The sequence below is a fragment of the Yoonia sp. 67-2 genome, from assembly GCF_035117555.1.
Classification (GTDB): domain Bacteria; phylum Pseudomonadota; class Alphaproteobacteria; order Rhodobacterales; family Rhodobacteraceae; genus Yoonia.
In genome coordinates, this window is the sequence record NZ_JAYKPK010000009.1 from 90243 (window position 1) to 114106 (window position 23864).

General features: G+C 62.0%; 21 protein-coding genes and 1 riboswitch. Of the genes, 15 read left to right on the plus strand and 6 right to left on the minus strand.

What is annotated here, in order from left to right; translation table 11 throughout:
- Nucleotides 1-10: 10 nt before the first annotated feature.
- Nucleotides 11-1231, minus strand: a complete 1221-nt coding sequence (locus tag VOY09_RS14480) for a sirohydrochlorin chelatase (RefSeq protein WP_322894671.1) — start codon at nucleotides 1229-1231, stop codon at nucleotides 11-13.
- A gap of 313 nt (nucleotides 1232-1544) precedes the next feature.
- Between VOY09_RS14480 and VOY09_RS14485 the strand changes: the two genes are divergently transcribed.
- The 5 genes from VOY09_RS14485 to VOY09_RS14505 all read left to right on the plus strand — a co-directional run bounded on the left by VOY09_RS14485 (nucleotide 1545) and on the right by VOY09_RS14505 (nucleotide 6051).
- The gene (locus VOY09_RS14485) at nucleotides 1545-2519 is read left to right on the plus strand and encodes a glutathione S-transferase family protein (RefSeq protein WP_322894670.1); all 975 of its coding nucleotides are present in this window, start codon (nucleotides 1545-1547) and stop codon (nucleotides 2517-2519) included.
- A gap of 79 nt (nucleotides 2520-2598) precedes the next feature.
- On the plus strand, nucleotides 2599-2973 hold the full coding sequence (locus VOY09_RS14490; RefSeq protein ID WP_322894669.1) for a DUF1636 domain-containing protein: 375 nt from the start codon (nucleotides 2599-2601) through the stop codon (nucleotides 2971-2973).
- Nucleotides 2970-3905, plus strand: a complete 936-nt coding sequence (locus VOY09_RS14495) for a threonine-phosphate decarboxylase (protein WP_322894668.1) — start codon at nucleotides 2970-2972, stop codon at nucleotides 3903-3905. Before VOY09_RS14490 ends, VOY09_RS14495 begins: the two co-directional genes overlap by 4 nt.
- Nucleotides 3902-4795 carry an adenosylcobinamide-phosphate synthase CbiB gene (gene cbiB / locus VOY09_RS14500; protein WP_322894667.1) on the plus strand — a complete coding sequence of 298 codons (894 nt, stop codon included), beginning with the start codon at nucleotides 3902-3904 and terminating at the stop codon, nucleotides 4793-4795. Before VOY09_RS14495 ends, cbiB begins: the two co-directional genes overlap by 4 nt.
- Before the next feature lie 86 nt (nucleotides 4796-4881).
- Nucleotides 4882-6051, plus strand: coding sequence for a lytic murein transglycosylase (locus VOY09_RS14505; protein ID WP_322894666.1), 1170 nt, complete (start codon nucleotides 4882-4884; stop codon nucleotides 6049-6051).
- A 48-nt stretch (nucleotides 6052-6099) separates the two neighbouring features.
- Here VOY09_RS14505 and smc read toward each other — a convergent pair whose 3' ends face one another.
- On the minus strand, nucleotides 6100-9555 hold the full coding sequence (smc, locus tag VOY09_RS14510; RefSeq protein WP_322894665.1) for a chromosome segregation protein SMC: 3456 nt from the start codon (nucleotides 9553-9555) through the stop codon (nucleotides 6100-6102).
- Between the two features lie 213 nt (nucleotides 9556-9768).
- Nucleotides 9769-9990: riboswitch (cobalamin riboswitch) on the plus strand.
- A gap of 109 nt (nucleotides 9991-10099) precedes the next feature.
- Between smc and VOY09_RS14515 the strand changes: the two genes are divergently transcribed.
- The 3 genes from VOY09_RS14515 (at nucleotide 10100) to VOY09_RS14525 (ending at nucleotide 12316) form a co-directional block, all read left to right on the plus strand.
- On the plus strand, nucleotides 10100-10741 hold the full coding sequence (locus tag VOY09_RS14515) for a HupE/UreJ family protein (RefSeq protein ID WP_322894664.1): 642 nt from the start codon (nucleotides 10100-10102) through the stop codon (nucleotides 10739-10741).
- A gap of 61 nt (nucleotides 10742-10802) precedes the next feature.
- On the plus strand, nucleotides 10803-11870 hold the full coding sequence (gene cobW / locus VOY09_RS14520; RefSeq protein ID WP_322894663.1) for a cobalamin biosynthesis protein CobW: 1068 nt from the start codon (nucleotides 10803-10805) through the stop codon (nucleotides 11868-11870).
- Nucleotides 11867-12316 carry a GNAT family N-acetyltransferase gene (locus VOY09_RS14525; protein WP_322894662.1) on the plus strand — a complete coding sequence of 150 codons (450 nt, stop codon included), beginning with the start codon at nucleotides 11867-11869 and terminating at the stop codon, nucleotides 12314-12316. The genes cobW and VOY09_RS14525 overlap by 4 nt, the downstream gene beginning before the upstream one ends.
- Before the next feature lie 2 nt (nucleotides 12317-12318).
- Here VOY09_RS14525 and VOY09_RS14530 read toward each other — a convergent pair whose 3' ends face one another.
- Nucleotides 12319-12480: a hypothetical protein gene (locus VOY09_RS14530; RefSeq protein ID WP_322894661.1), complete on the minus strand. Its 162-nt coding sequence runs from the start codon at nucleotides 12478-12480 to the stop codon at nucleotides 12319-12321.
- Nucleotides 12481-12527: 47 nt separating this feature from the next.
- Here VOY09_RS14530 and cobN point away from each other — a divergent pair, with 47 nt between their 5' ends.
- Together cobN and VOY09_RS14540 are read left to right on the plus strand one after the other, a co-directional pair.
- Nucleotides 12528-16241, plus strand: a complete 3714-nt coding sequence (gene cobN / locus VOY09_RS14535; protein WP_322894660.1) for a cobaltochelatase subunit CobN — start codon at nucleotides 12528-12530, stop codon at nucleotides 16239-16241.
- 129 nt (nucleotides 16242-16370) lie between these two features.
- Entirely contained in the window at nucleotides 16371-16910 is a 540-nt protein-coding gene (locus VOY09_RS14540; protein WP_322894659.1) for a hypothetical protein, read from the plus strand.
- An 11-nt stretch (nucleotides 16911-16921) separates the two neighbouring features.
- Here the strand turns inward: VOY09_RS14540 and VOY09_RS14545 are convergent, their stop codons facing one another.
- Complete coding sequence (locus tag VOY09_RS14545) at nucleotides 16922-17239, minus strand: hypothetical protein (protein ID WP_322894658.1); 318 nt, start codon at nucleotides 17237-17239, stop codon at nucleotides 16922-16924.
- A 77-nt stretch (nucleotides 17240-17316) separates the two neighbouring features.
- On the opposite strand from VOY09_RS14545, the gene cobO reads away from it, so the two are divergent.
- The 3 genes from cobO to bluB all read left to right on the plus strand — a co-directional run bounded on the left by cobO (nucleotide 17317) and on the right by bluB (nucleotide 19423).
- The gene (cobO, locus tag VOY09_RS14550) at nucleotides 17317-17925 is read left to right on the plus strand and encodes a cob(I)yrinic acid a,c-diamide adenosyltransferase (protein ID WP_322894657.1); all 609 of its coding nucleotides are present in this window, start codon (nucleotides 17317-17319) and stop codon (nucleotides 17923-17925) included.
- A gap of 80 nt (nucleotides 17926-18005) precedes the next feature.
- Nucleotides 18006-18680 carry a YrbL family protein gene (locus VOY09_RS14555; RefSeq protein WP_322894656.1) on the plus strand — a complete coding sequence of 225 codons (675 nt, stop codon included), beginning with the start codon at nucleotides 18006-18008 and terminating at the stop codon, nucleotides 18678-18680.
- Between the two features lie 119 nt (nucleotides 18681-18799).
- Nucleotides 18800-19423, plus strand: coding sequence for a 5,6-dimethylbenzimidazole synthase (gene bluB / locus VOY09_RS14560; RefSeq protein WP_322894655.1), 624 nt, complete (start codon nucleotides 18800-18802; stop codon nucleotides 19421-19423).
- Nucleotides 19424-19490: 67 nt separating this feature from the next.
- Here bluB and VOY09_RS14565 read toward each other — a convergent pair whose 3' ends face one another.
- Nucleotides 19491-21143 carry a thiamine pyrophosphate-binding protein gene (locus tag VOY09_RS14565; protein WP_322894654.1) on the minus strand — a complete coding sequence of 551 codons (1653 nt, stop codon included), beginning with the start codon at nucleotides 21141-21143 and terminating at the stop codon, nucleotides 19491-19493.
- 103 nt (nucleotides 21144-21246) lie between these two features.
- On the opposite strand from VOY09_RS14565, the gene VOY09_RS14570 reads away from it, so the two are divergent.
- Nucleotides 21247-21777, plus strand: a complete 531-nt coding sequence (locus tag VOY09_RS14570) for an NAD(P)H-dependent oxidoreductase (RefSeq protein WP_322894653.1) — start codon at nucleotides 21247-21249, stop codon at nucleotides 21775-21777.
- A 26-nt stretch (nucleotides 21778-21803) separates the two neighbouring features.
- Nucleotides 21804-22190 (plus strand): hypothetical protein, encoded by a 387-nt coding sequence (locus VOY09_RS14575; protein WP_322894652.1) that lies wholly within the window; start codon nucleotides 21804-21806, stop codon nucleotides 22188-22190.
- A gap of 5 nt (nucleotides 22191-22195) precedes the next feature.
- Here the strand turns inward: VOY09_RS14575 and VOY09_RS14580 are convergent, their stop codons facing one another.
- Nucleotides 22196-23767, minus strand: a complete 1572-nt coding sequence (locus VOY09_RS14580; RefSeq protein WP_322894651.1) for a gamma-glutamyltransferase family protein — start codon at nucleotides 23765-23767, stop codon at nucleotides 22196-22198.
- Nucleotides 23768-23864: the final 97 nt, after the last annotated feature.

A 23864-nucleotide genomic window follows, 5' to 3' on the forward strand; every position in this document is an offset into this window, starting at 1 on the left:
AAAGCGAGACTCAGGGTTTCGCTTTGCGCGCGCTTTCCGGCCCATGCGGGTGTTTGGCATGGGGGTAAGGCGCGTGATGGTGGTGGTGATCGTGGTCGTGGTCATGGCCGTGGTCATGGCCGTGGTCATGGCCGTGGTGATGGTGGTGATCATGCTGGTCCTGCAGGATCAGACGGCACATGCCGGTGCAGAATGTGTCGCAATGGCTGCAATCGGCGACATTGGACCCCGGCGCGCTGGCACCCTGTCCTTCCACATGGTGGTGGTGACTTTCCTGCACAGCACCGACTTCACCCTCGAACCCAAGCACCTGTGTACGGTATTTGCACAAGACGCAGGTCGCAGGCGGCACCGCGCCAAAGGCCGGGTGGCTGCGGTCCGCCGCGCTGATCTGGTGGCTATGGCCATCTTCCAGCGCCAGCACCTGCGCGCGGTAACCGCAGATACCGCAATTGGGCGGCGGGGTGGCGCTGTCTTGTTCCATGATCCGTTCGGCGAAGGTTTCCAGCACCTTGGGGTGATCGCCCAGATAGCCGGCTTTGACGAATTGAATGCCCGGATGCTCTGCCGCGACCTGATCGGTGAAACCATTGATCCGGTCGATCAGAATGCCTGAGAACAGGAAATACGGAAACACAACGATCCGCTTATAGGGCAGACGCGCGGCATGTTGCAGGCAGGGTTCAACCAGCGGGAAGGTGACGCCGGAATAGCCGACCTCGCACCAGCCAAAGCCCATGCCTTCCTGAATCATCCGCGCGATCTTGGCGACATTGCCATTGGCGTCAGGGTCAGAGGCACCGCGCCCGATCACGACAAGGCAGGTCTCGGTCAGCGCGACATTCCCATGTTTGACATTGGCGCGATCCACCGCTTCGCGGACGCGCCCGGCGGCGGCAGCAATCATCTTGGGGTCAATGCCCAATTCGCGACCATAATTGATGCTGACGCCGTGTTTGGCAGCATAGGTGTTCAGCACCGTCGGGATATCGTTCTTGGCATGCATCGCGGCAAACAGCATCCCCGGCACCGCCAGAATCCGGTCGCAGCCCGCGTCACGCAGCCGGTCAAGCCCGTCGCGGATCACCGGGTTGGCGAATTCCAGATAGCCATAATCTGTCAGCCAATCATCCGGCAGATAGGCGGGCAGCTTTTGTGCAAGCGTGGCGAATTCATCCACCGCCGACTGGCTACGCGAGCCATGCCCGCAAATCATCACACCTGTTTTCATCTGGGCGGTCCTTTCGCGGCTGGTCTGTTTCGTCAAATCACGACCAGAAACCCCGGAACCCGGGGATTGACGACGTGACATTCTGGTCCCCGTCTTGGGTCAACCGTCCTGTCTCCAACCGTTCTGGCCCTGAAAGGGCTTCGTCTGGGGTGGGTATAGACGGCACAGACGGGCGGGGCAAACTGATAAGCACGTCACAACCTCGTGCCGTCGCATCGGTTCATGTGCGCAGGCGCAGGGTTGCTGCGCCACCAGCGGTCTTGGTTCATCGGCGCAAAAGGCTTAGCTGTGTTGCAACAAAAGGAGAAATATTATGGGCCGACTAGTAGACGGCGTCTGGCATGACGTCTGGTATGACACGAAAAAATCCGGCGGTAAGTTCGAACGCTCCGAAGCGTCGTTTCGCAACTGGATCACCGCTGACGGATCAGCCGGCCCATCCGGCAAAGGCGGGTTCAAGGCAGAATCAGGCCGCTATCACCTCTATGTCTCTTACGCCTGCCCTTGGGCACATCGGGCGCTGATTTTCCGCGCTATCAAAGGGCTGGAGGATCACATCAGCATTTCCGCCGTGCATCCCGATATGCTGGGCGAAGGCTGGACATTCAAGGCAGATGACAACGGTGCCACCGGCGACACTTTGTTCGGCTATGATTATGCCCGCGAAGTCTATCTGCGCGCGCTGCCCGACATGACAGGCCGTGTGACTGTGCCGATCCTGTGGGACAAACAGCAAGGCACGATCGTGTCGAATGAATCCTCCGAGATCATCCGCATGTTCAATTCAGCATTCGACGGGATCACCGGCAATACGGACGATTACTGGCCCGAAGAACTGCGCGATGCCATCGCCCCGGTGAATGACCGCGTCTATGACACGGTGAATAACGGTGTCTACAAAGCCGGGTTCGCCACGACGCAGGAAGCCTATGAAGAGGCAGTTTATCCTTTGTTCGACAGCCTCGACTGGCTGGAGGACCGCCTTGGCGAAAACCGCTATCTGATGGGCGACAAGCTGACGGAAGCCGATTGGCGGCTCTGGACCACCCTGCTGCGGTTCGATCCGGTCTATCACCTGCATTTCAAATGCAACCGCAAACGGATCGCCGATTATCCCAACCTGTCGGGTTTCCTGCGCGAGCTTTATCAGGTCCCCGGCGTGACAGAGACGGTGAATATGGACCATATCGTGCGGCATTATCACTATAGCCACGACACGATTAACCCCAACCGGATCATCCCGATCAATCCGGTGATTGACCTCACCGCACCCCACGGGCGCGGATGACGCAGATAACGCCTCGTTCTGCACCTTGCAGAGCGGGGCATAATCCGTTTGATGGGACCTGACACAAACGGACGGCATGATGACAACCTGGATCACGATCTGCGATACCTGCAAACGCGAAGGCTGGGACACCGGTACGATGCAGCAAACCGATGGCGAAGCCTTGGCCAAGCTGATCGAGGCTGCCGCAACCGGCCTGAACGAGGTCAAGACCCGCCGCATCTCCTGCCTGATGGGCTGCAAGGGGGGCTGCAATGTCGTCATTCAGAGCAAGGGCAAACTGAATTACACTTTGGGTGACTTTACACCGGAGGCAGAGGCCGCCACAGGCATCGTCACCTATGCGCTGGCCCATGCGCAAAGTGCGACCGGGCAAGTCCCCTATCGCGACTGGCCGCAAGCGATCAAAGGGCATTTCGTCACCCGCCACCCGCCGTTGCCTGATACCGAATGACAGCCCAGCGCGACCATGGCGGTGGTATCGACGCGGCGATCCGGCTTTATGGCGGCACGCGCGCAGGCTGGCTGGATCTGTCGACCGGGATCAACCCTGTGCCCTATCCACGGCCTGTGCTGCCTGCTGATGCATGGACGGCCCTGCCCGATACGGGTGCTTTCACGCGGCTCAATGATCTGGCGCGCCGGTTCTGGAACGTGCCGGCAACCGCGGCAATCCTGCCCGCCAACGGCGCATCAGCGATCATCGCCGCCTTGCCACGGGTCTTTGCCCAAGGCGCAGTCAGCATCCCGACCCCCACCTATAACGAACATGCCGCCGCCTTTGGCGCTGCTGGCTGGACGATCAGCGATCAAGCGCAAGACGCGCAGGTCGTGGTTCACCCCAACAACCCCGATGGCAGGCTCTGGAGCGAAGACGACCTGACCGCCCCGATCACCATCATCGACGAAAGCTTCTGCGATGTGATGCCGGACCAGTCGCTGATCCACCTCGCGCGCCGCCCCGATACGATCATCCTGAAAAGCTTCGGCAAATTCTGGGGGCTCGCCGGTCTGCGGCTGGGTTTCGCTATCGGTGATCCTGCCGTGGTCGCCAAGCTGGCCGACATCCTCGGGCCATGGCAAATCTCTGGCCCCGCCTTGGCCATCGGCGCAAAGGCACTCGCCGACCCCGATTGGGCCGAAACCACACGCGAGCGATTGGCCAAGGACAGCGACAGGCTGGACCAGCTGATCACCGCCAAAGGCGCAGACCTGATCGGCGGCACCAGTCTGTTCCGCCTCTACCGCGTGGATGATGCAAATGCATGGCAAGACCGGCTCGCCCAAGGCCATGTCTGGTCCCGTATCTTTCCCTACGCTGACAATTGGCTCCGCCTCGGCCTGCCCGGCCCGGACCGCTGGCCGCAGCTAGAGGCCGCGCTGTGACCCTGATCATCGGCATGGTGCTTGATGCGATCTTTGGCGAACCCAAATGGCTCTGGTCGCGTATCCCCCACCCCGCCGTGCTGATGGGCCGTCTGATCAGCGCCTGTGACCTGCGTTTCAACGCGGGCGACCAGCGCAAAGTCAAAGGCATCGCCGTGCTGACAGGCTTGGTCATCGGCGCGGGCCTGCTGGGCCTGCTGTTAGAGGCTTTCCCCGGCCATATCATCGACATCCTCGTCATCGCTGTCATACTCGCGCAGAAATCGCTGGCCGATCACGTCCGCGCCGTGGCCGATGCTTTGCGGCTGTCACTCGGCGACGGCAAACGCGCGGTGGCCATGATCGTGGGTCGCGACACGCGCGATATGGACCGGCCCGCCGTCGCCCGCTCGGCCATTGAAAGTGCCGCTGAAAACCTCTCAGACGGCGTCATCGCCCCCGCTTTCTGGTTCCTGATCTTTGGCCTGCCCGGCCTGCTCATCTACAAGATCACCAATACCGCCGACAGCATGATCGGCTACCGCACCCCGCGCCACGCAGATTTCGGCTGGGCCGCCGCCCGGTTTGACGATCTGCTCAACCTGATCCCCGCCCGGCTGACAGCGCTCATGATCTGGGCCGTCACCACACGCCCTGCCCCGCGCGGCATCCTGCAAGACGCCCCCCTGCACCGCTCCCCCAACGCAGGCTGGCCAGAGGCGGCGATGGCCCACGGCCTCGATATCGCGCTCAGCGGGCCACGCAGCTATGACGGGCAGAGGCGCGATTATCCTTTCGTCAACGCCACCGGCGAGCACGACCTGACCCCCAATGACATCGACCGCACGGTCATCGTGCTGTGGAAAACATGGGCGCTGATGCTGGGGATCGCATTTATCGCGCTTCTGTGAACCGGATTTCCGCCAATGCGTCACACAGCGGCTTGCGACGCTGCCATGCCCTGCTAGGGTCTAACCAAACCAACACCGGAGTTCCCATGCGCCTTGCCCTTGCCACCGCCCTGACCCTGCTTGCCGGCACCGCCCATGCCCAGACCTGCGGCGGTGACGTCGGCAGTTTCATCGCCGGGGTCAAGGCCGAGGCTGCCGCCATCGGCATCCCCGCCGCCACCGCCGATGCGTTTTTCCAAGGCGCGCAGATCGATCAGGCCGTGCTGAATGCCGACCGGTCGCAAGGCGTGTTCCAGCAGGATTTCATCCGCTTTTCCAACAATCTGATCAGCCAGAACCGGATCGACAATGGCGCGCGCAACAGCCAGCGCTATGACAGCACCTTCCGCGAGATTGAAAGCCGCTTCGGCATCCCGCGCGGTGTCCTACTCGCCTTCTGGGCGTTTGAAACCGATTACGGCGCGGTGCAGGGCAATTTCAACACCCGCAACGCCCTGCTGACACTGGCGCATGATTGCCGCCGGCCAGAATTGTTCCGCCCGCAACTGATCGCCGCGATTGAACTTTACCGGCGCGGCGGCATGGACCCGGCAACGACCTTGGGCGCTTGGGCAGGTGAAATCGGGCAATTGCAAAAACTCCCGCGCGAGATTGTTGAAAAAGGCCTCGACGGTGACGGCGACGGGGTGGTGGACCTGAAAAACTCTGCCCCAGACGCGCTGATGACCGGGGCCAATGTGCTGTCATCGCTCGGCTGGCGCCCGAATGAACCGTGGATGCAGGAAATTACCCTGCCTGCCAATCTGGACTGGTCACAAACCGGCCTTGATAAAAAACGCCCCGTGAGTGACTGGGCCGCCGCTGGTGTGACCGCACGGCAAGGCAGCCTTGGCCCATCCAACCTGCCCGCAGCGATCCTGCTGCCGATGGGGCGCAATGGCCCGGCCTTCATGACCTACCCCAATTTCGACGTCTATTTCGACTGGAACAAAAGCTTCGTCTACGTCACCACCGCGTCGTATTTCGCGACCCGGCTCAGCGGCGCACCGGCCTATAACCCCGGCAATCCCTCTGCCGCTTTGTCCGGCGAACAGATGCAGCAATTGCAGCAACGGCTGACCGCGCGCGGCTATGACGTGGGCGGGATCGACGGTATCTTGGGTGCCATGACCCGCAGCGCTGTGCAGGCCGAACAGGTCCGGCTTGGCCTGCCTGCCGATGCCTGGCCCACGCTCGACCTGCTCAACCAGCTCTGATCATCTTCCGAGCCTAAATATCCCCCGCGCGGCGCGCATAAAAGTCCTTCAGGCCACCATCGCTGCCGCACGCTTGAGGTCGACTGACACAAGCTGCGACACCCCTTGTTCCCCCATGGTGACACCAAACAGCCGGTCCATCCGGCTCATGGTGACGGCATGGTGAGTGATGATCAGGAACCGCGTATCGGTGCGGCGGCACATCTCATCCAACAGGTCACAGAACCGCGTCACATTGGCATCATCGAGCGGCGCATCAACCTCGTCCAGCACACAGATCGGCGCGGGGTTCGCCAGGAACACCGCAAAGATCAGCGCCAGCGCCGTCAGCGTCTGCTCCCCACCCGACAACAGCGACAAAGTGCTCAGCTTCTTGCCGGGTGGCTGACACATGATTTCCAGCCCCGCCTCCAGCGGGTCATCGGATTCGACCAGCACCAGCTTGGCCTCGCCGCCGCCGAACAGATGGGTAAAGAGCAAACCGAAACTGGCATTGACCTGCTCAAAGGCGGTCAACAAACGTTCACGCCCTTCCTTGTTCAGCCCAGCAATCCCGGTGCGCAGGGCCGCAATCGCCGCCAGCAGATCAGCCTTTTCCGACACCAAAGCATCATGTTCGACCTGCACTTCTTTGGCATCTTCCTCGGCACGCAGGTTCACCGCGCCCAAAGCATCGCGCTGACGTTTCAGCGCATTCACATCCGCCTCGATCGTGGCGACAGGCGGCATATCTTCGACGACGACATCCAGACTGGCCAGCAATTGCGCGGGTGTCACCTCCTGCGCTTCCATGATCCGTTCGGACGCATAGGCGATGGTTTCGCGCGCCGCATCGGCGCGGGCCTCGGCACGGGCGCGGGCCTCGCGTGCTTCTGACGCGAGCCTTTCGGCATCACGCTCCGCATGGCCTGCATCGCGCAAAATCGTCTCAGCCTCGGCCAGCCGGTCCGCCGCCGCGCGCCGCCGGATATCGGCAGTCTCAATCGCCTCGGCGAGTTCGGCGCGCTTGGCCGCAATCTCCTCCGGTGCGGCAGAGGCATCCGCCAGTTCCGCCTCGGATGCGGCCTTGCGCTCGGCCAGTTCCGCGCTGCGTTTGGTCGCGGTCTCTAACCGGTGCTTCCAGCCGCTGATCTCTTTTGTGATCTCCTGCGACCGGCGCAGCCTTGCATCGCCTTCGCGGCGCAATTCCTCAGCGGCGGAGCGGCGCGACATCATCGTGATCCGCGCGGCCTCGACCGTCATTTTCACATTCTCGACCGAGGCCCGCGCCTCTGCCAGATCGCCCAGATCGGCGGCGGCTTTCTCGGCCTCGGCCAAGGCCCGGCGCGCCGCTGTCGCATCTTCTTCGATCCGGCGCAGGGCAAGGCCCAGACTTTCCAGCCGGCCCTGCGACAGGTTCCTGTCCGCCTCGGCCCGGCTGGCGGCGCGGTTGGCATCCGCCACAGCCCGATCCGCATCACGGCGGGCCGCGCGAGCCGCCTGATCATCGGCCGTGCGGTCCTGCAACGCCTGCGTCAGCATCTCATGCGCCGCAACGGCCATTTCAGCCTTGGCCGCCGCTTCATCCAGATCACGCTGCAATTCTGCCAGCCGGTTGAGTTGCTGCAACCGCAAAGCCGCCGCCGATGGCGTATCCTCCGCGCCTGACCGGAACCCGTCCCAGCGCCACAAATCGCCAGCAACAGACACCAGCCTTTGCCCTGGCAACAAATCCGCCTGCAAACGCGCGCCATCCGCCGCCTCGACCAGCCCGACCTGCGCCATGCGGCGGGCCAGCACGGCTGGCACAGTGACAAAGTCCGCCAAAGGCGCAACCCCGGCAGGCAGCGCCGTCGCCACCGCATAATCGGGCAGGCTTGCCCATCCCGTCGGCGCATCCGCCGCAACCGCAGGCGCGCGCAGGTCATCGGCCAAAGCCGCGCCCAGCGCCTGTTCATAGCCTTTCTGCACCGACAGAAGATCCAGAACCTGCCCGCCCTCGGCCCGGTCACGATCCACCAGCCGCGACAAGGCGGTGACCTCGGCACGCAGAGCATTAGCCTCGCCTTCCGCCTCGGACCTTGCCGCACGGGCATCGCTTTCCTGCGCCTGGGTTTCCGCCCGCGCCGCCTCTGCCGCCAGCAAGGCTTCATCCGCCGCATCCGCAGCCGCGAGTGCCGCCGCCTCGGCCATGCCCGCCGTCGCAAAATCCGCCTCGGCCTTGGCGAGGGCCGCTGCCGCATCCTGCGATGCCGCCTTGGATCTGCCGGCCTCGGCTTCATTCTTGGTCAAGGTCGCGCGATGATCGTCGATCAGGCGCTGCGCCGATTGGTGCCGCGCTGCCAGACGGGCCACATCTTCGGTCAATTGCGCCGATGCGGCCTCTGCCTCCTGCAACACGGCGGCGGCTTCGCGCGCCGCACCTTGGGCGGCTTCCAGCTTTTCGGCGTGCCCGTCGCCTGCCTTGGCAATCTCGCGCGCTTCCCAATCCAGCCGGTCAATGGTTTCACCGGCATCACGGTTCAACCCGGCTTCGCGGTCCATATCATGGGTCAGTTGATCAATCCGCGCGCAAAGCGTCGCGATCATGTTGCGCGCGCGGTCCTCCTGATCCTGCAACGCATCGCGCTGCACCTGCAAACGCTGCAACACGGCACCAGCAATCGCCTCTTCCTCGCGCAGGGCTGGCAAAGCATCCTCGGCCCCCTGCCGCGCCTTGGTCGCATCGCGCGCCGCACGTTCCGCCACAGATGCCGCCGTGGTGCGATCCCGCAGCAGATTATTCGCCTCCAGCAAAGCCTCATCGGCTTCTTTCCAGCGGCGGAACAACAACATCCCTTCCGCGCAGCGCAAATTCTCGCCAATCTCGCGATAGCGCGCCGCCTGCCGCGCTTGCCGGGCCAATTGCGCCAATTGCGCGGCAAGCTGATCGACCACATCATCGACACGGGTTAGGTTGGTCTCTGCGCCTTTCAGCTTCAACTCCGCCTCATGGCGGCGCTGATAAAGCCCCGAAATCCCCGCCGCCTCTTCCAATATCCGCCGCCGCGACTTGGGCTTGGCGTTGATCAGTTCCGAAATCATCCCCTGCCGGACCAGAGCCGGCGAATGCGCCCCGGTGGATGCATCGGCAAACAGCATCTGCACATCACGCGCGCGCACATCTTTCGCGCCGACCTTATAGGCCGAGCCCGCATCGCGGGTGATCCGGCGGACAATCTCCAATTGATCGGCATCATTGAACGCGGCGGGCGCCAGCCGTTCAGCATTATCGATGATCAGCGACACTTCCGCGAAATTGCGCGCAGGTCGCGTGGCCGCCCCGGCAAAGATCACATCCTCCATCCCACCACCGCGCATGGCCGAGGCGCGATGTTCCCCCATCACCCAGCGCAAGGCTTCCAGCAGATTGGATTTGCCACAGCCATTGGGCCCGACGACACCGGTCAGACCATCTGCAATGATCAGATCGGTAGGATCGACGAAGCTTTTAAAGCCGTTCAATCGCAGTTTGCTGAAACGCACCTTGGAGTTGTCCTTGATTCTCTGCCTGCCGGAAATCCTGACGCCTCAACCCACCGCAAGTCAACGAAACCTCGCTAGATAAGGCCAATTCCTGCCACATATCCACAAGATATTGCGAAAACTGCATCGTCAGAGCCCAAATATCCCCGCCGGAGGCCGCGCCGCAGGCGCGTCAGCCCCAGTTTACAGCTTGACCGCATCCCCCCCAAACAGGCACAACAGGTCCTGCATGGTTCCCCGCACGGCGCGCAGCGTCAGGGGATCAAATGGGAATGTGGACGGGCCGATCCTGTAAGGGAGGCCTTAAGCCACAGCCGCCCCCGCGACTGTATGCGGAGAGTGCCTTGTTATCACGCCACTGGGGTCACCCCCGGGAAGGCAACAAGGTGCCCCGACCCGCAAGCCAGGAGACCAGCCATGCACCGGAACGCGCGTTCCGGCCAACAACAACGGACGGGGTGTTCCGTGGGGGTTTTGTGCAGGTCGCCTGACCTGTGCCATCCCATGTAATCCCCCCTTTAGTCTTGATCCAAAGGGGACGACAATGAAAAAACTTCTGACCATCACAGGGCTGAGCCTTGCCGCCTCACCCGCCCTTGCGCATCACCCGCTGGGCGGGATGCCAATGGAAACCTTCGCACATGGGCTGATGTCCGGCGTGGGCCATCCGGTGCTGGGCTTTGACCATCTGTTCTTCGTCGCGGCCATGGGTATCGCCGCCCTCTTCACCGCCAACCGCCTGCTGACGCCTGCCGCCTATATCGGCGCGATGCTGGTCGGTTGTGGGCTGATGTATGCCGGGATCGCCATGCCCGCCGCCGAAATCGTGATCGTGGCGTCGTTGATCGTGCTGGGCGGGATCGTGCTGTCCGGCAAGGCTCTGCCGACCACGACCGCCCTGCTCGTCTTCGCGGCATTCGGCCTGTTCCACGGCTCTGCCTTTGGTGGCTCGATTGCCGGGCAAGAAGGCGGCGTCGGCGGTGCTGTGCTGCTCGGCTATCTGATCGGTCTGGGCGTGATCCAGTATCTGATCGCCATCGGCGCAGGCTGGGCCGCACGAAAACTGGGGGCCACAGATGCCAGCGCCATCAACGCGCGCCTTGCCGGCGCGATGGTTGCAGGCGTCGGTATTTTCCTTGCGCTCGACATCATCGAAGGCCCGATTGTCGCGGCTTTGACCAGCTAAGATCAATCCTGGCGGTCCCATCCGGGGCCGCCCTCCTCCTTTTCAGACCCAAGGACCTCCCATGCCCGCCAAAATCCCCGCTACCATCGTCACCGGTTTCCTCGGTTCCGGCAAAACCACCCTGATCCGGCACATGCTGCAAAACGCGGGCGGCAAGCGCATCGCGCTGATCATCAATGAATTCGGCGATCTTGGCGTGGATGGCGACATCCTCAAAGGCTGCGGGGAAGAGGTGTGTTCCAAAGACGATATCGTCGAGCTTTCCAACGGCTGCATCTGCTGCACCGTCGCCGATGATTTCATCCCCACGATGGAGGCGTTGCTGGCCCGCACTCCCGCCCCCGATCATATCGTGATTGAGACCTCCGGCCTCGCCCTGCCGCAACCCTTGGTGCGTGCCTTCAACTGGCCCGGCATTTCCACCCGCGTCACCGTGGACGGCGTCGTGACCGTGGTTGATGGCCGCGCCGTGCAGGATGGCCAATTCGCCCATAACATCGCCGCCGTCGATGCCCAGCGCGCCGCCGACGACAATCTTGACCATGAAACACCGCTGTCAGAACTGTTCGAAGACCAGATCGCCTGCGCCGATATGATCGTCGTCAACAAGACCGACCTGATGACAGCGGATGAAGCCGAAACCCTCGCCGCCACTCTGCGCAGCGAAAGCCGCGACGGTGTGCAGGTGGTGAAGACCAGCATGGGCGCGCTGCCTGTGGACGTACTGCTGGGTCAGGGGATCGGGGCAGAGGGTGATCTGGACTCACGTCACGAAGTCCACCACCATCATCACCATGACGATGATGAAGACGATCACGAGGATGATCACCACCACGACCACGGCCATGACGAATTCGAAAGCTTCATCGTCACCCGTGGTGAAATCGCCGATGCCGCTGCCTTCGCCGCGCAGGTCAGCGCCACAATCAAAACCCACAACATCCTGCGCCTGAAAGGCTTCGTCGCGGTCACTGGCAAACCGATGCGGATGACGCTGCAAGCCGTCGGCCCCCGCGTCGACACCTATTTTGACCAACCATTCGGCGACAGCCCCCGCGAAACGCGTCTGGTCGTCATCGGTGAGGTGGGTCTGGACCAATCCGCCATCACAACCGCCCTGCAAGCATGATCATCGTCAGCCTCACCGACCCGCATGACCCGCAGGCGACAGAACTCCTGCAGCAAAGCCATGCTTTGATGCAGAAGCTGTTCCCGCCCGAGGAAAACTTTTACCTCTCCATCGACGATCTCTGCGCCGATGACATATATTTCTATACGGCCCGCACCGGCGAAAAGATGCTTGGCACCGGCGCGCTGCGGGTCTGCGGCGGTTATGGAGAGATCAAATCAATGTTTGTCGCCCCCGATGGCCGCGGGCAAGGCATCGCCGACGCGATCCTGCGCCAGATCGAGGATCAGGCCCGCAGCCTGTCTCTGCCGATGCTGAAGTTAGAGACTGGCAACATCCTGCATGCCGCGCAGAAACTCTACGCGCGGCATGGCTTCACGCCCTGCGGTCCGTTCGGGGACTACCCGGCGATCAAAAGCTCTGTTTTCATGGAAAAGACGCTGTGACGTCAGCTTTTCTTTTCTTCCGCCGCTTTCTTCATCCGCGCCAGCAATTCAGCCTTGTCAGGCCGCGCGCCGAACGGTTTCTTCTTCGATCCGGGAGCGTTGTGTTCTTCGTGCTTGGGGCCTTTTTTCGCCATCTTCGGTGCTCCTGCAGCGTTGTAATCCATGGTGTGATCCTCGTGTTTGATCGCTCATTAGCACAGGGCAAAAGCTGATGCACCTGCTCGCCGCTACCCCCGGTGCGATTTCGGACGGGACGGAACCCGTCGATCTGGGCCAGACGCCTGCCGACGTCGTGATCATCTCTGCCGCCGATACCGAACTGGCCGCCTTGGCCGAGGCACGGGCGGAAATGCAGGATCCCCCCAGTCTGCGCCTCGCCAACATGCTGCACCTTACGCATCCCATGTCCGTCGATCTGCATCTGGATGATTGCGCCACCAAATCACGTCTGGTGATCGCGCGTGTGCTGGGTGGCGCAGGCTACTGGAAATATGGCCTGACCCAATATGCCGCCCGCTTGCATGACGCGGGTGTGCCCGTCGCCTTCCTGCCCGGCGACGACAAGCCCGACCCCGAATTGCGTGGCCTTTCCACCGTCAGCGGCACCGATTACGACGCGCTCTGGTCCTACCTCGTCGAAGGCGGCCCACAAAACAGCATCAACGCATTGGCCTATGCCAAGGCGATGCTGGACGGCACCGAAAAGCCGCCAAGCCCCGCCCCCCTGCTGCGCGCCGGAATCTATTGGCCCGGTGCCGGCATCGCCGATCTGACCACAGCACAAGCTACATGGACGCCAGACGCCCCCATCATCCCGATCATCTTCTACCGCGCGCTTGTGCAGGGCGGCGGCCTGAACCCGATCAACCGCCTGACTCGCAGCCTGTCGCGCGCCGGTCTGAACCCGCTGCCGATCTTCGTGGCCAGTCTGAAAGACCCCGTCAGCACAGCCACGCTCGACCATATCTTCAACGTTGCCCCGCCCGATGTGATCCTGAACTGCACCGCCTTTGCCGTGGGCTCACCCCATGACGGCGACGACAGCCCGCAAAACCCGCTGCTTGCCAGCAACGCCCCGATTTTTCAGGTCATCCTGTCAGGCGCATCAGAGGCGTCATGGGCCGAAGGCCTGCACGGCCTCACCGCCCGCGACATCGCGATGAACGTGGCCCTGCCAGAGGTGGACGGCCGCATCCTCTCCCGCGCGATCAGCTTCAAAGGCGAGGCTTTCTTTGACGAGACCACCCAATGCCCCATCGCCACCTATCAGGCGCGCGGCGACCGCGTCGATTTCGTCACGCAACTGACCGCGAACTGGGCCAAACTCCGCCAAACCCCCGCCAAGGACAAAAAAGTCGCCCTGATCCTCGCCAATTACCCCAACAAGGACGGACGGCTGGCCAACGGTGTCGGCCTCGACACCCCTGCCGCGACGATCCACACGCTGAACCTGCTGGCGGGTGCTGGCTACGACACCACCCCTCCCGCCGACAGCGCCACCCTGATGGCGCAGATCATGGCAGGCCCCACCAACTGGCTGACCGACCGCGCCGAAAAACAGGGCGGCGAATTCCTCCCCCTCACCACCTACCGCCAGTATTTCGACGCCCTCCCGTGGGACATCAAAGACCAGATCACCACCCGCTGGGGCCAACCCGAAGACGACCCATTCTTCGCTTTGTCCGAAATACTCCCGCCGGAGGCCCCAAGCCGCGACAGCGGCGCAGGTTTCGCGCTCTCCATCCACCGTTTCGGCAAAGCCATTGTCGGCCTGCAACCCGCGCGCGGCTATAACATCGACCCGACGGAGACCTACCATTCCCCCGATCTGGTCCCGCCGCATAATTACCTCGCCTTCTATTTCTGGTTGCGCCACCACTGGGGCGCTGACGCCATCATCCACATGGGCAAACACGGCAACCTCGAATGGCTGCCCGGCAAATCCGTCGCCCTGTCCGAGAATTGTTGGCCAGAAGCTGTCTTCGGCCCCACCCCCCACATCTACCCTTTCATCGTCAACGATCCGGGCGAAGGCACGCAGGCCAAACGCCGCACCTCCGCCGTCATCATCGACCATCTGACACCGCCGCTCACCCGCGCCGAAAGCTACGGCCCGCTGCGCGATCTGGAAGCTTTGGTCGATGAATATTACGAAGCCGCAGGCGTCGACCCCCGCCGCGTCACCCATCTGCGGCGTGAAATCCTGTCGCTCTCCGATGTTACCGGCCTGTCGAAAGACGCGGGGTTTACAGGCGACAATGACACCGACCTCGGCAAACTCGACGCTTACCTGTGCGAATTGAAAGAGGCACAGATCCGCGACGGCCTGCATATCTTCGGCCAATCCCCCACGGGACAACAGGAACGCGACCTTGCCATAGCACTGGCCCGCGTCCCGCGCGGCGATGGCAAGGGTCCCAACGCCTCACTCCTGCGCGCCTTGGCCAAAGATCTCGGGATCAGAATCGACCCACTCGATTGCGACATGGCGGCACCCGCCGCCGAAAAGCCCACGATCCTCGCTGATGACACCACTTGGCGCAGCAATGGCGACACCGTCGAACGCCTCGAAAACCTGTCCCAAAGGCTGTTGCGGGACGGCGGGTGGGGCGCCCTTGGGTTCACCCCACGCGCGTCACTGCCCGTCCTAGAGGAAATCCGCGACCGCATCCTGCCCGCGATCCAGACCTGCGGCCCATCCGAGGGCGCAGCCCTGCTCACCGCCCTCGGCGGACATTTCGTCCCCCCCGGCCCCTCCGGTGCGCCGACACGCGGGCGGCTCGACGTGCTGCCCACAGGCCGCAATTTCTACAGCGTCGACAGCCGCGCCGTTCCCACGCCCACCGCTTGGGCTTTAGGCTGGAAATCCGCGAACCTGCTGATCGAAAAACACCTGCAGGACCATGGCGACTGGCCCCGCAGCATGCTGATCACCGCTTGGGGCACAGCGAACATGCGCACCGGCGGCGATGATATCGCCCAAGCCCTCGCGCTGATGGGCGTCAAACCCACATGGGACAGCGCCAACCGCCGCGTGACGGGGTTCGAGGTGCTGCCGCAATCCATCCTCGCCCGCCCCCGCGTGGACGTCACTTTACGCATCTCGGGCTTCTTCCGCGACGCTTTCCCGCAACTGATCGCGCTGGTCGACAGCGCCGCCCGCGCCGTGCAAGCCCTCGACGAACCCGCCGACCTGAACCCCGCCGCCGCCCGCGCAAAAGCAGGCGAGGACCAGACCCGCGTTTTTGGCTCCAAACCCGGCGCCTACGGCGCGGGCCTGCAAGCCCTGATCGACGAACGCATCTGGTCCGACACATCCGATTTCGCCGCCGCTTATATCGCCTGGGGCAGCTACGCCTACGGCGCCAAAGCCAGCGGCGAGCGTGCCGAAGCCGCGTTCAAGGAACGCCTGTCCCAAGTCGAAGCCATTGTGCAAAATCAGGACAACCGCGAACACGACATCCTCGACAGCGACGATTACTACCAGTTCGAAGGCGGTGCCGCCGCCGCGATCAGCACCCTGCAAGGGCGAGACCGGCCGATCTATCACAACGACCATTCCCGCCCTGAACGCCCCGTGATCCGCACGCTGGACGATGAAATCGGCCGCGTCGTGCGGTCCCGCGTGGTGAACCCCAAATGGATCGACGGCGTCAAACGCCATGGCTACAAGGGCGCATTCGAAATCGCCGCCACCGTCGATTACCTCTTCGCCTTCGCCGCCACGACCGGGGCCGTGCGCAACCACCATTTCGATCTGGTGGAAGAGGCGTTTCTGAAAGACGACGACACCCGCAAGTTCATCGCCGATGCCAACGCCCCTGCCCTGCGCGAAATAGCCCAACGCCTGCAGGAAGCGATCGACCGCAACCTCTGGCAACCCGCCTCAAATTCCGCCCGCGCCCGGATCGCGGGCCTGCTGTGACGCCGCACCAATAGCGCGTGACATATTCGACACATGCAACCAAAGAGACGTATCGTGGTATGTGAAATCAATTGTCGCGCGCGCTGGCATTTGGTCTCTGACAGGCGAAGAAGTCACGGAAAGTTCATCATGTCCTTTGTTAAAGGTGCGCTCGCCTTGTTTGGCGCAATCACACTTCTCGGCTGCACACAGGCCGAAATCACGCAGCCCCCGGTCAATATCGTGCCCAATGTGCAGGCCGATGCGGTCGGGTTGGATGTCTATGCCCGCCAGCGCAGTCTCGGCAATCCGGTGCCCGCGTTTCGCGGCCAGAACACAGTCTCGGTCCGCACATGGGGCGATAATGAAGGCAGCGGTCGCACCGAACTGACCGGCGTCCCATGCACGCTCGATTCCGGGGTCTACAAAGCCCAGTTTACAACACCGGCAAATGTCATTGTGCCGAACTACGGCCCGAACTCGCCCGCTCTTTTCGTGCGCTGCACGACGGCGACGCAGTCAGGCTCTGTCACCGCAAATGTCCTGAACATGACAGCGCAGCAGCGCAGCCAGTCCGCCGCAGGCACCGGCCTGCTCGGCGCGATCATCATCGGTGCGGTGAATGAGGCCAATCGCGACAACCTCAACGACGAATTCAACTATAATCCAATCGTCGTCCAGATGCGCTGACCGCCGGCAGATCAGCCCGGATGATCATCATCCGGGCAATCCACCGCAACCCGCGCCATCGCTTGATCCCCTGTCCAGCTCTCCGGACGGGGAACACAGCCTGTCGCCGCGATCACCGCCTGCGTGGCGCGCGGCACAATCGCAGCAAGCGAAAAGACAGGTTCACGGCTCATGCGCAGCACCTCGACGCGGTCATTTTTCCGGCGCACATCAAATGTGCTTTGCCCGATTGTCGCCCTTTGCGGGACGACACCCAGAAATTCCGGCGATCCCGTGTTGCAGGCGGCCAGCAGCAGGATCAGCGCCGCAGGTCCAGATCGCATATACATCTTCGTTGCTCCCGGCTTACAACTCCCCTTATGCCGCGTTATCCTTAACGAAACCTTACTGCCGACCGGAGGACAGAATGACCGATGATCCCGACCGCCACGCGCTGAAAATGGCCAAGAAAAAGGCCGCCCGTGACAAGATCATGGCGACCAAGACCGACCAGAAAGGCCTGATCATTGTCCATACCGGCAAGGGCAAAGGCAAATCCTCCGCCGCTTTCGGAATGATCTTCCGTTGCATCGCGCATGATATGAAATGCGCGGTGGTGCAATTTATCAAAGGCGGGATGTCCACCGGCGAACGCGATCTGATCCTCGCGAAATTCGCCAACACCTGCGCATTTCACACGATGGGCGAAGGGTTCACCTGGGAAACCCAGGACAAATCCCGCGACACCGAAATGGCACAGGCCGCCTGGGCCAAGGCCAAGGAATTGATCCTTGATGAGACCAACACAATGGTCCTGCTCGACGAAATCAACATCGCGATCCGCTATGATTATGTCGCCATCGGGGATGTCGTGGCCTTCCTGCGTGATCACAAACCCCCGATGACCCATGTCGTGCTGACCGGGCGCAACGCGCATGACGATCTGATTGAACTGGCCGACCTCGTGACCGAGATGGAACTGGTCAAACACCCGTTCCGGTCCGGCATCAAAGCGCAGATCGGCGTCGAATTCTAATCTTAACCTTTTCTTCACATTTTTGTTACAAAGCGCGCGACCCCGTTGAACTGAACTGATCTGTTCAGCTATCACATGCCATGGCATTTGCATTGGCTCTTTTAGGCACAGATTTGGTCGCAACAGGTGTGCAGCGGGCGGTTTACCTGCATCCGCTCGACCGGACCAAGCTGATCAAAGTGCTGCGCCCCGCGCAATCATCGCCAAAACGGAGCAATTTCAACGGTATCATGGACCGGCTGGTGCCCAGCACGCGGCTGCGCCAGATTCAGAAGGAATATGCCGAATATCTGCGGATCATGCTGCGCAACCCCGGCCCTGACTTCCACACGCCCATCGCGCATATGTTCGGCTTTACCCCCACCGACCAAGGCTTGGGCTGCGTCACCGAACGCGTCATGCAACCAGGCGGCCAGATCGGCGAAACGCTCGGTGCCAAAGTGCGCGCAAACAGCCTGACGCAGGCCCATATCGATCTGCTCAATGACACGATCCACCGGATCTACGCCTATGATATCCGCGCCAGCGACATGAACCCCAATAACTTCGTCTTTGGCCAGCGCGACAATGGCACCGGACCGGGGGATGAGGAATGCGTGCTGGTCGATGGTTTCGGCGACATCCACGCGATCCCAGTGCGCTCGATGGCGCGCTGGTCCAACCGGCTTGGCCTGAACGACAGCTGCAAGCGGCTCGCACGCAATACCGGCCTGAACTGGCACCCAAAAAGCCAAGAGTTCTCGCTCCCCGCATAGCGCTGGTCTAAGGTGATGCCAAAGCCGCATCAAAGGACCAGCCCATGTACCAACATGCCCTCATCGCCGCGGTCGTGGCGTTTTTACCCGCCCAGCAAGGCAAATGGCGGCGCGCCTGAATGGACCTGACCCAAACCCACCGCGACGCGCTCAACGACATCCTGCAATGGCGGCGCGACGTGCGACACTTTCTGCCCGACACGATTGACCCCACCGTCATGGACCGCCTGCGCAGCGCGATGGATCTTGCCCCCTCGGTGGGCAATGCGCGGCCATGGCGGGTGATCGAAGTCGCCTCCCCCGCTTTGCGCGCGCAGATCATCGCGAATTTCGAGACGGCCAATCAATCAGCCGGTGCGATCTACAACGGCGATCAGCAAAGCGATTACTTCGCCCTCAAACTCGCCGGGCTACGCGACGCGCCCATCCAGCTTGCCGTCTTCACCGCCACTAACCCGGCAGAGGGGCACGGCCTCGGCCGCCAATCCATGCCGGAAATGCTGGCCTATTCAACCGTTTGCGCGATCCACACGCTCTGGCTGGCTGCAAGGGCGGAAAACCTCGGGTTGGGCTGGGTTTCCATTCTTGATCCCAACGAAGTCGCCCGCATCCTCGACGTCCCCGACCATTGGCATCTGACCGGCTATCTCTGCCTCGGCCAGGCGGCACAGGACGACGACACACCACTGCTGCACCGCGTGAACTGGCAGCAAAACACCCCCAGCCACTGGCAAAAGCGCTGACGCCACCCCTTGCCCCGCAGCTTCTTATTTCAAAAAATACTCCCGCGCGGCAGGCCTTTGTCGCGCCTTAGCGCGACAAAGCAGCATCCCGCACAGCGCTCAACGTGGCCCGGGTCGACAAAGCCTCTTCATCCACCTTGCAGGCGATGATGGACAGCTTGCCCGAGTCTTTCGCCCGCGCAAAGGCTGCCGCAAAATCAGCCGTCGTCGTCACCACCTCGCCATAACCGCCATAGGCCCGCGCCAATGCAGCAAAGTCAGGGTTCGCCAATGCCGTCCCAGACACCCGCCCAGGATAGGTCTTTTCCTGATGCATGCGGATCGTGCCGTATTGGCCATTGTCCATCACCACGACAATCGGGGTCGCGCCATGCTGGATCGCCGTGGAAAGCTCATTGCAGGTCATCTGGAAACAGCCATCACCTGCCAGACAGACCACCCTCCGGTCAGGATATTGCAGCGAGGCCGCAATCGCCGCCGGAAAACCGTAACCCATAGACCCCGATGTCGGCGCCAATTGCGTGCCATGTTTCTTGTAAACGAAATAGCGATGCAGCCAGGCCGCGTAATTCCCCGCCCCATTGGTCACCATCGCATCCTCGGGCAGATTGTCCGACAGCCATTTGATCACCTCTTCCTGTTTCAGCGCACCGGGGCTTTCCTGCGGCGCTATCCAGGCATCACGATCCGCCCGCGCGGCGGCAGTCCATTCCGCCCATTCCCCGACAGGCTCTGCCACAGCCAGCGCGCGCAGCGCCGCCGGGGCCGTGGCCACCACACCGATATCGGGGGCATAGACACGGCCAATCTCATCGCCAGAGGCATGGATATGGATGATGGTTTTCTGCGGGTTCCCCGGATCGACCAGCGTATAGCCCTGCGTTTCAATATCGCCAAACCTTGTGCCGATCAGCAACAGCAGATCCGCTTCCCGCACCCGCGCCGCCAGACGCGGATTGACCCCGACATTCAGATCACCGCCGTAACAGGGATGACGGTTGTCGATATAATCCTGCCGACGCAGCCCGGCCACAACCGGGATCTGCTGCTTTTCAACAAAACTCTGCACATCCGCCTGCGCCTGCGCGTTCCAATGCGGCCCTCCGACGACAACCAAGGGCCGTTTCGCCTGACCCAAAGCCTGCAGGATCGCCTGCGTCGCATGGCCCGACATCTCGCCCGGCACCATCTGCGGGATGCGCAGATCAGGCACATCCGCCGCCGCACTCAGCATATTCTCAGGCAGCGCCAGCACCACCGGTCCCGGACGTCCCGACATCGCCACCCGGAACGCGCGACCGATATATTCCGGCAAACGATCCGTATCATCCACCTGCGCCACCCATTTGGCGATGCCGCCAAACATCGCGCGGTAATCGACTTCCTGAAACGTCTCGCGATCGGTATGACGGTTGTCGATCTGGCCCACAAACAGCACCATCGGCGTGCTGTCCTGCATTGCCACATGAATACCCGCGCTGGCATTGGTCGCCCCCGGCCCGCGGGTGACAAAACACACACCGGGCGTGCCGGTCATCTTGCCATAGGCCTCAGCCATCATTGCGGCACCGCCTTCCTGACGGCAGACGATATTGGCAATGCCAGAGTCATAAAGCCCGTCCAATGCCGCCAGAAAACTCTCCCCCGGCACCGAGAATACCCGCCGCACACCCAGCTTCACCAATTGGTCGCTCAGGATTTTACCGCCGTGTCTTTGCATGAAATTCACCTTTATCCAGTTACCCCGATGATGGGTGAAAGGTGCGGGTTGTTCAATCGGGCAAACGATTTAAGTAGCCACCCAGACAGTGAAAGGTATCCTGATGACAAACCTGCTCGGCATTTCCGGGTCTTTGCGTAAAGCCTCGACCAACACCATGCTGCTGCGTAACGCGGCTGCGATCTTCAACCCCGACACCTTCGTCGAAGGCGATATCCGCTTCCCGCTTTACGACGGTGATCTTGAAACGGCGGACGGTATTCCCGCCGCCGTGCAGACCTTGGCGGATCAGATCAAAGCCGCCGATGCGGTGATCATCGCAACCCCGGAATATAACAAAGCCATGTCCGGCGTGCTGAAAAACGCGCTCGACTGGGTCAGCCGGACCGAAGGCAACCCGTGGAAAAACAAACCGCTCGCCATCATGTCTGCCACCGCCGGGCGCGCCGGGGGTGAGAGGACGCAATTCTCACTGCGGCTCGGCATGATGACCTTCCGCCCGCATATCCTGCAAGGGCCGGAAGTGTTGGTCGCCAATTCCAACAAGGAATTCGACAACAACGGCAAGCTGACGGGTGAATTATACGTCAAGCTGCTGACAGAACTGATGGATGATCTGCGCGCTTTGGTCTAAAGCAAAGCCAAAGCAAAGGATTTTCCATGGCCAGAGGCGCAGGCGGCAGCGACGGTGGTAGCACCCAATTTCTTGTTGGCCTGATCATGATGATCGGCGGCGGCTATCTGCTGCTCAACGGGATCGTGGTGCGGCCCAATTTTGGCGGACGCGTCTTTGGTCTGGGCGGCATGCCGGTCACATCCGGTATGATCCTGATCCCGCTGATGTTCGGGATCGGGATGATCTTTTACAACAGCAAGAGCTGGCTTGGCTGGATCATCGCGGGCGCATCGCTGATCGCGCTTATCTTTGGCGTGATCGCCAATACCAGCGTGCAATTCGCACGGCTCAGTATTTTTGACCTTCTGGTGATCATGGTCCTGCTGGTCGGCGGTCTGGGGCTGTTCCTGCGATCCCTGCGCAAGTCATAAGCGCATCAATAGCCCAAAGCACAGCCATCCTTGCGCGGATCAGAGCCGCCTTCCAGCACGCCAGTGTCATGGATCAGGATCGCCTGCGCGCCACCAATCGCCGTATCCGGCCTGCGCACATCATGCCCAAGACCCACCAACGCAGCTTTGACCGCATCGCTATAGCCATCCTCGACATTCAGCACCTTGCCATCGGCAAAACAGCGCGGCGCATCGATGGCCGCCTGCGGTGACAGGCCGAAATCGGTGATATTGCTGACAAAGCGCGCATGGCCCGTGGATTGATATTGCCCGCCCATGACGCCAAAAGGCATCAGCACCTTGCCATCCTTTTTCAACATCGCCGGAATGATCGTATGCATTGGGCGCTTGCCGGGGCCGACTTCATTCGGGTGGCCTTGCTCTAGCGTGAAACCGGCACCCCGGTTCTGAAACAGAATACCGAACCTATCTGACGCGATCCCCGATCCAAAGCCATGGAACACCGAATAGATCAGCGACACCGCCATCCGGTCCTTATCGACCACCGTGATATAGATCGTATCCTTATGCACCGCCTCTGCCCCCGGCAATGCGGCAGGCATCGCGCGGGCCGGATCGATCAGCGCGGCAAGCTTCGCCGCCGTTTCCGGTGCGGTCATATGATCCAGTCGGGTCATGTAATCCGGATCAGCCATAAACCTGTTGCGGGTATCATAGGCCAGCTTCGTCGCCTCCGCCTCGATATGCGCGCGCTCCGCCCCCCAAGGGTCCATCGCCGCAATGTCGAAATGCTTGAGGATATTGAGCAACAGGATCGCCGTCGCCCCCTGCCCATTGGGCGGATGCTCATAAAGCTCCAGCCCGCCATAACCGCCCATCACCGGATCGGTGTAATCGCAGGCCGTCGCTGCAAAATCCTCCAATGTATGGCAGCCACCCTGCGCACGCAGAGCAGTGACCATATCCTCGGCCACCTCGCCCTCATAGAACCCGGCACGGCCCTCCAGCGCGATCCGGCGCAAGGCCTCGGCCTGTTTGGGCGCGGCAAAGATCTGCCCCGCGCGCAGCGGCTCGCCACCCCGCAAAAACATATCGCGCGCCATGCCTGACAGGTGTTTCGCCTGCGCCCAGTCACTGGCGACACGTTCCGCCACCGGCACGCCGCTTTCGGCATAATGGATCGCGGGGGCCAGCACCGCCTTCAGCCCCATCCTGCCCCAATCCTTGGACAAGCGGCAAAACGCATCCACCGCCCCTGGCACGGTGACCGCATCGGCAGAATAAGGCGCAATCACCGGCCCCTTTGCACGCAAAGCCTGCGCTTCAATACCGCCGGGCGCGCGGCCCGACCCGTTCAGCGCCAGCACCCGGTCTTCCCCGGGTGGGGTGAAGAGCACGAAACAATCGCCACCAATGCCTGTCATCTGCGGCTCACAAATCCCCAGCAGCACGGCACCCGCTATGGCCGCATCCATCGCATTGCCGCCCGATTCCAGCATCTGCACCGCGACCTTGGCCGCAAGCGGATGTGATGTGGCACAGATGCCATTGGTTGCATAAACCGCCGACCGGCCGGTCTGATGAAAATTGCGCATCTCTCACTCCCTCAATCCCCGCCCGACCCTAAGACAATCGCCAGCCGCTGCAATGGCAATCTGGGGCTTTTGCTTTGCGCGGCAGAGGCCTACAAAC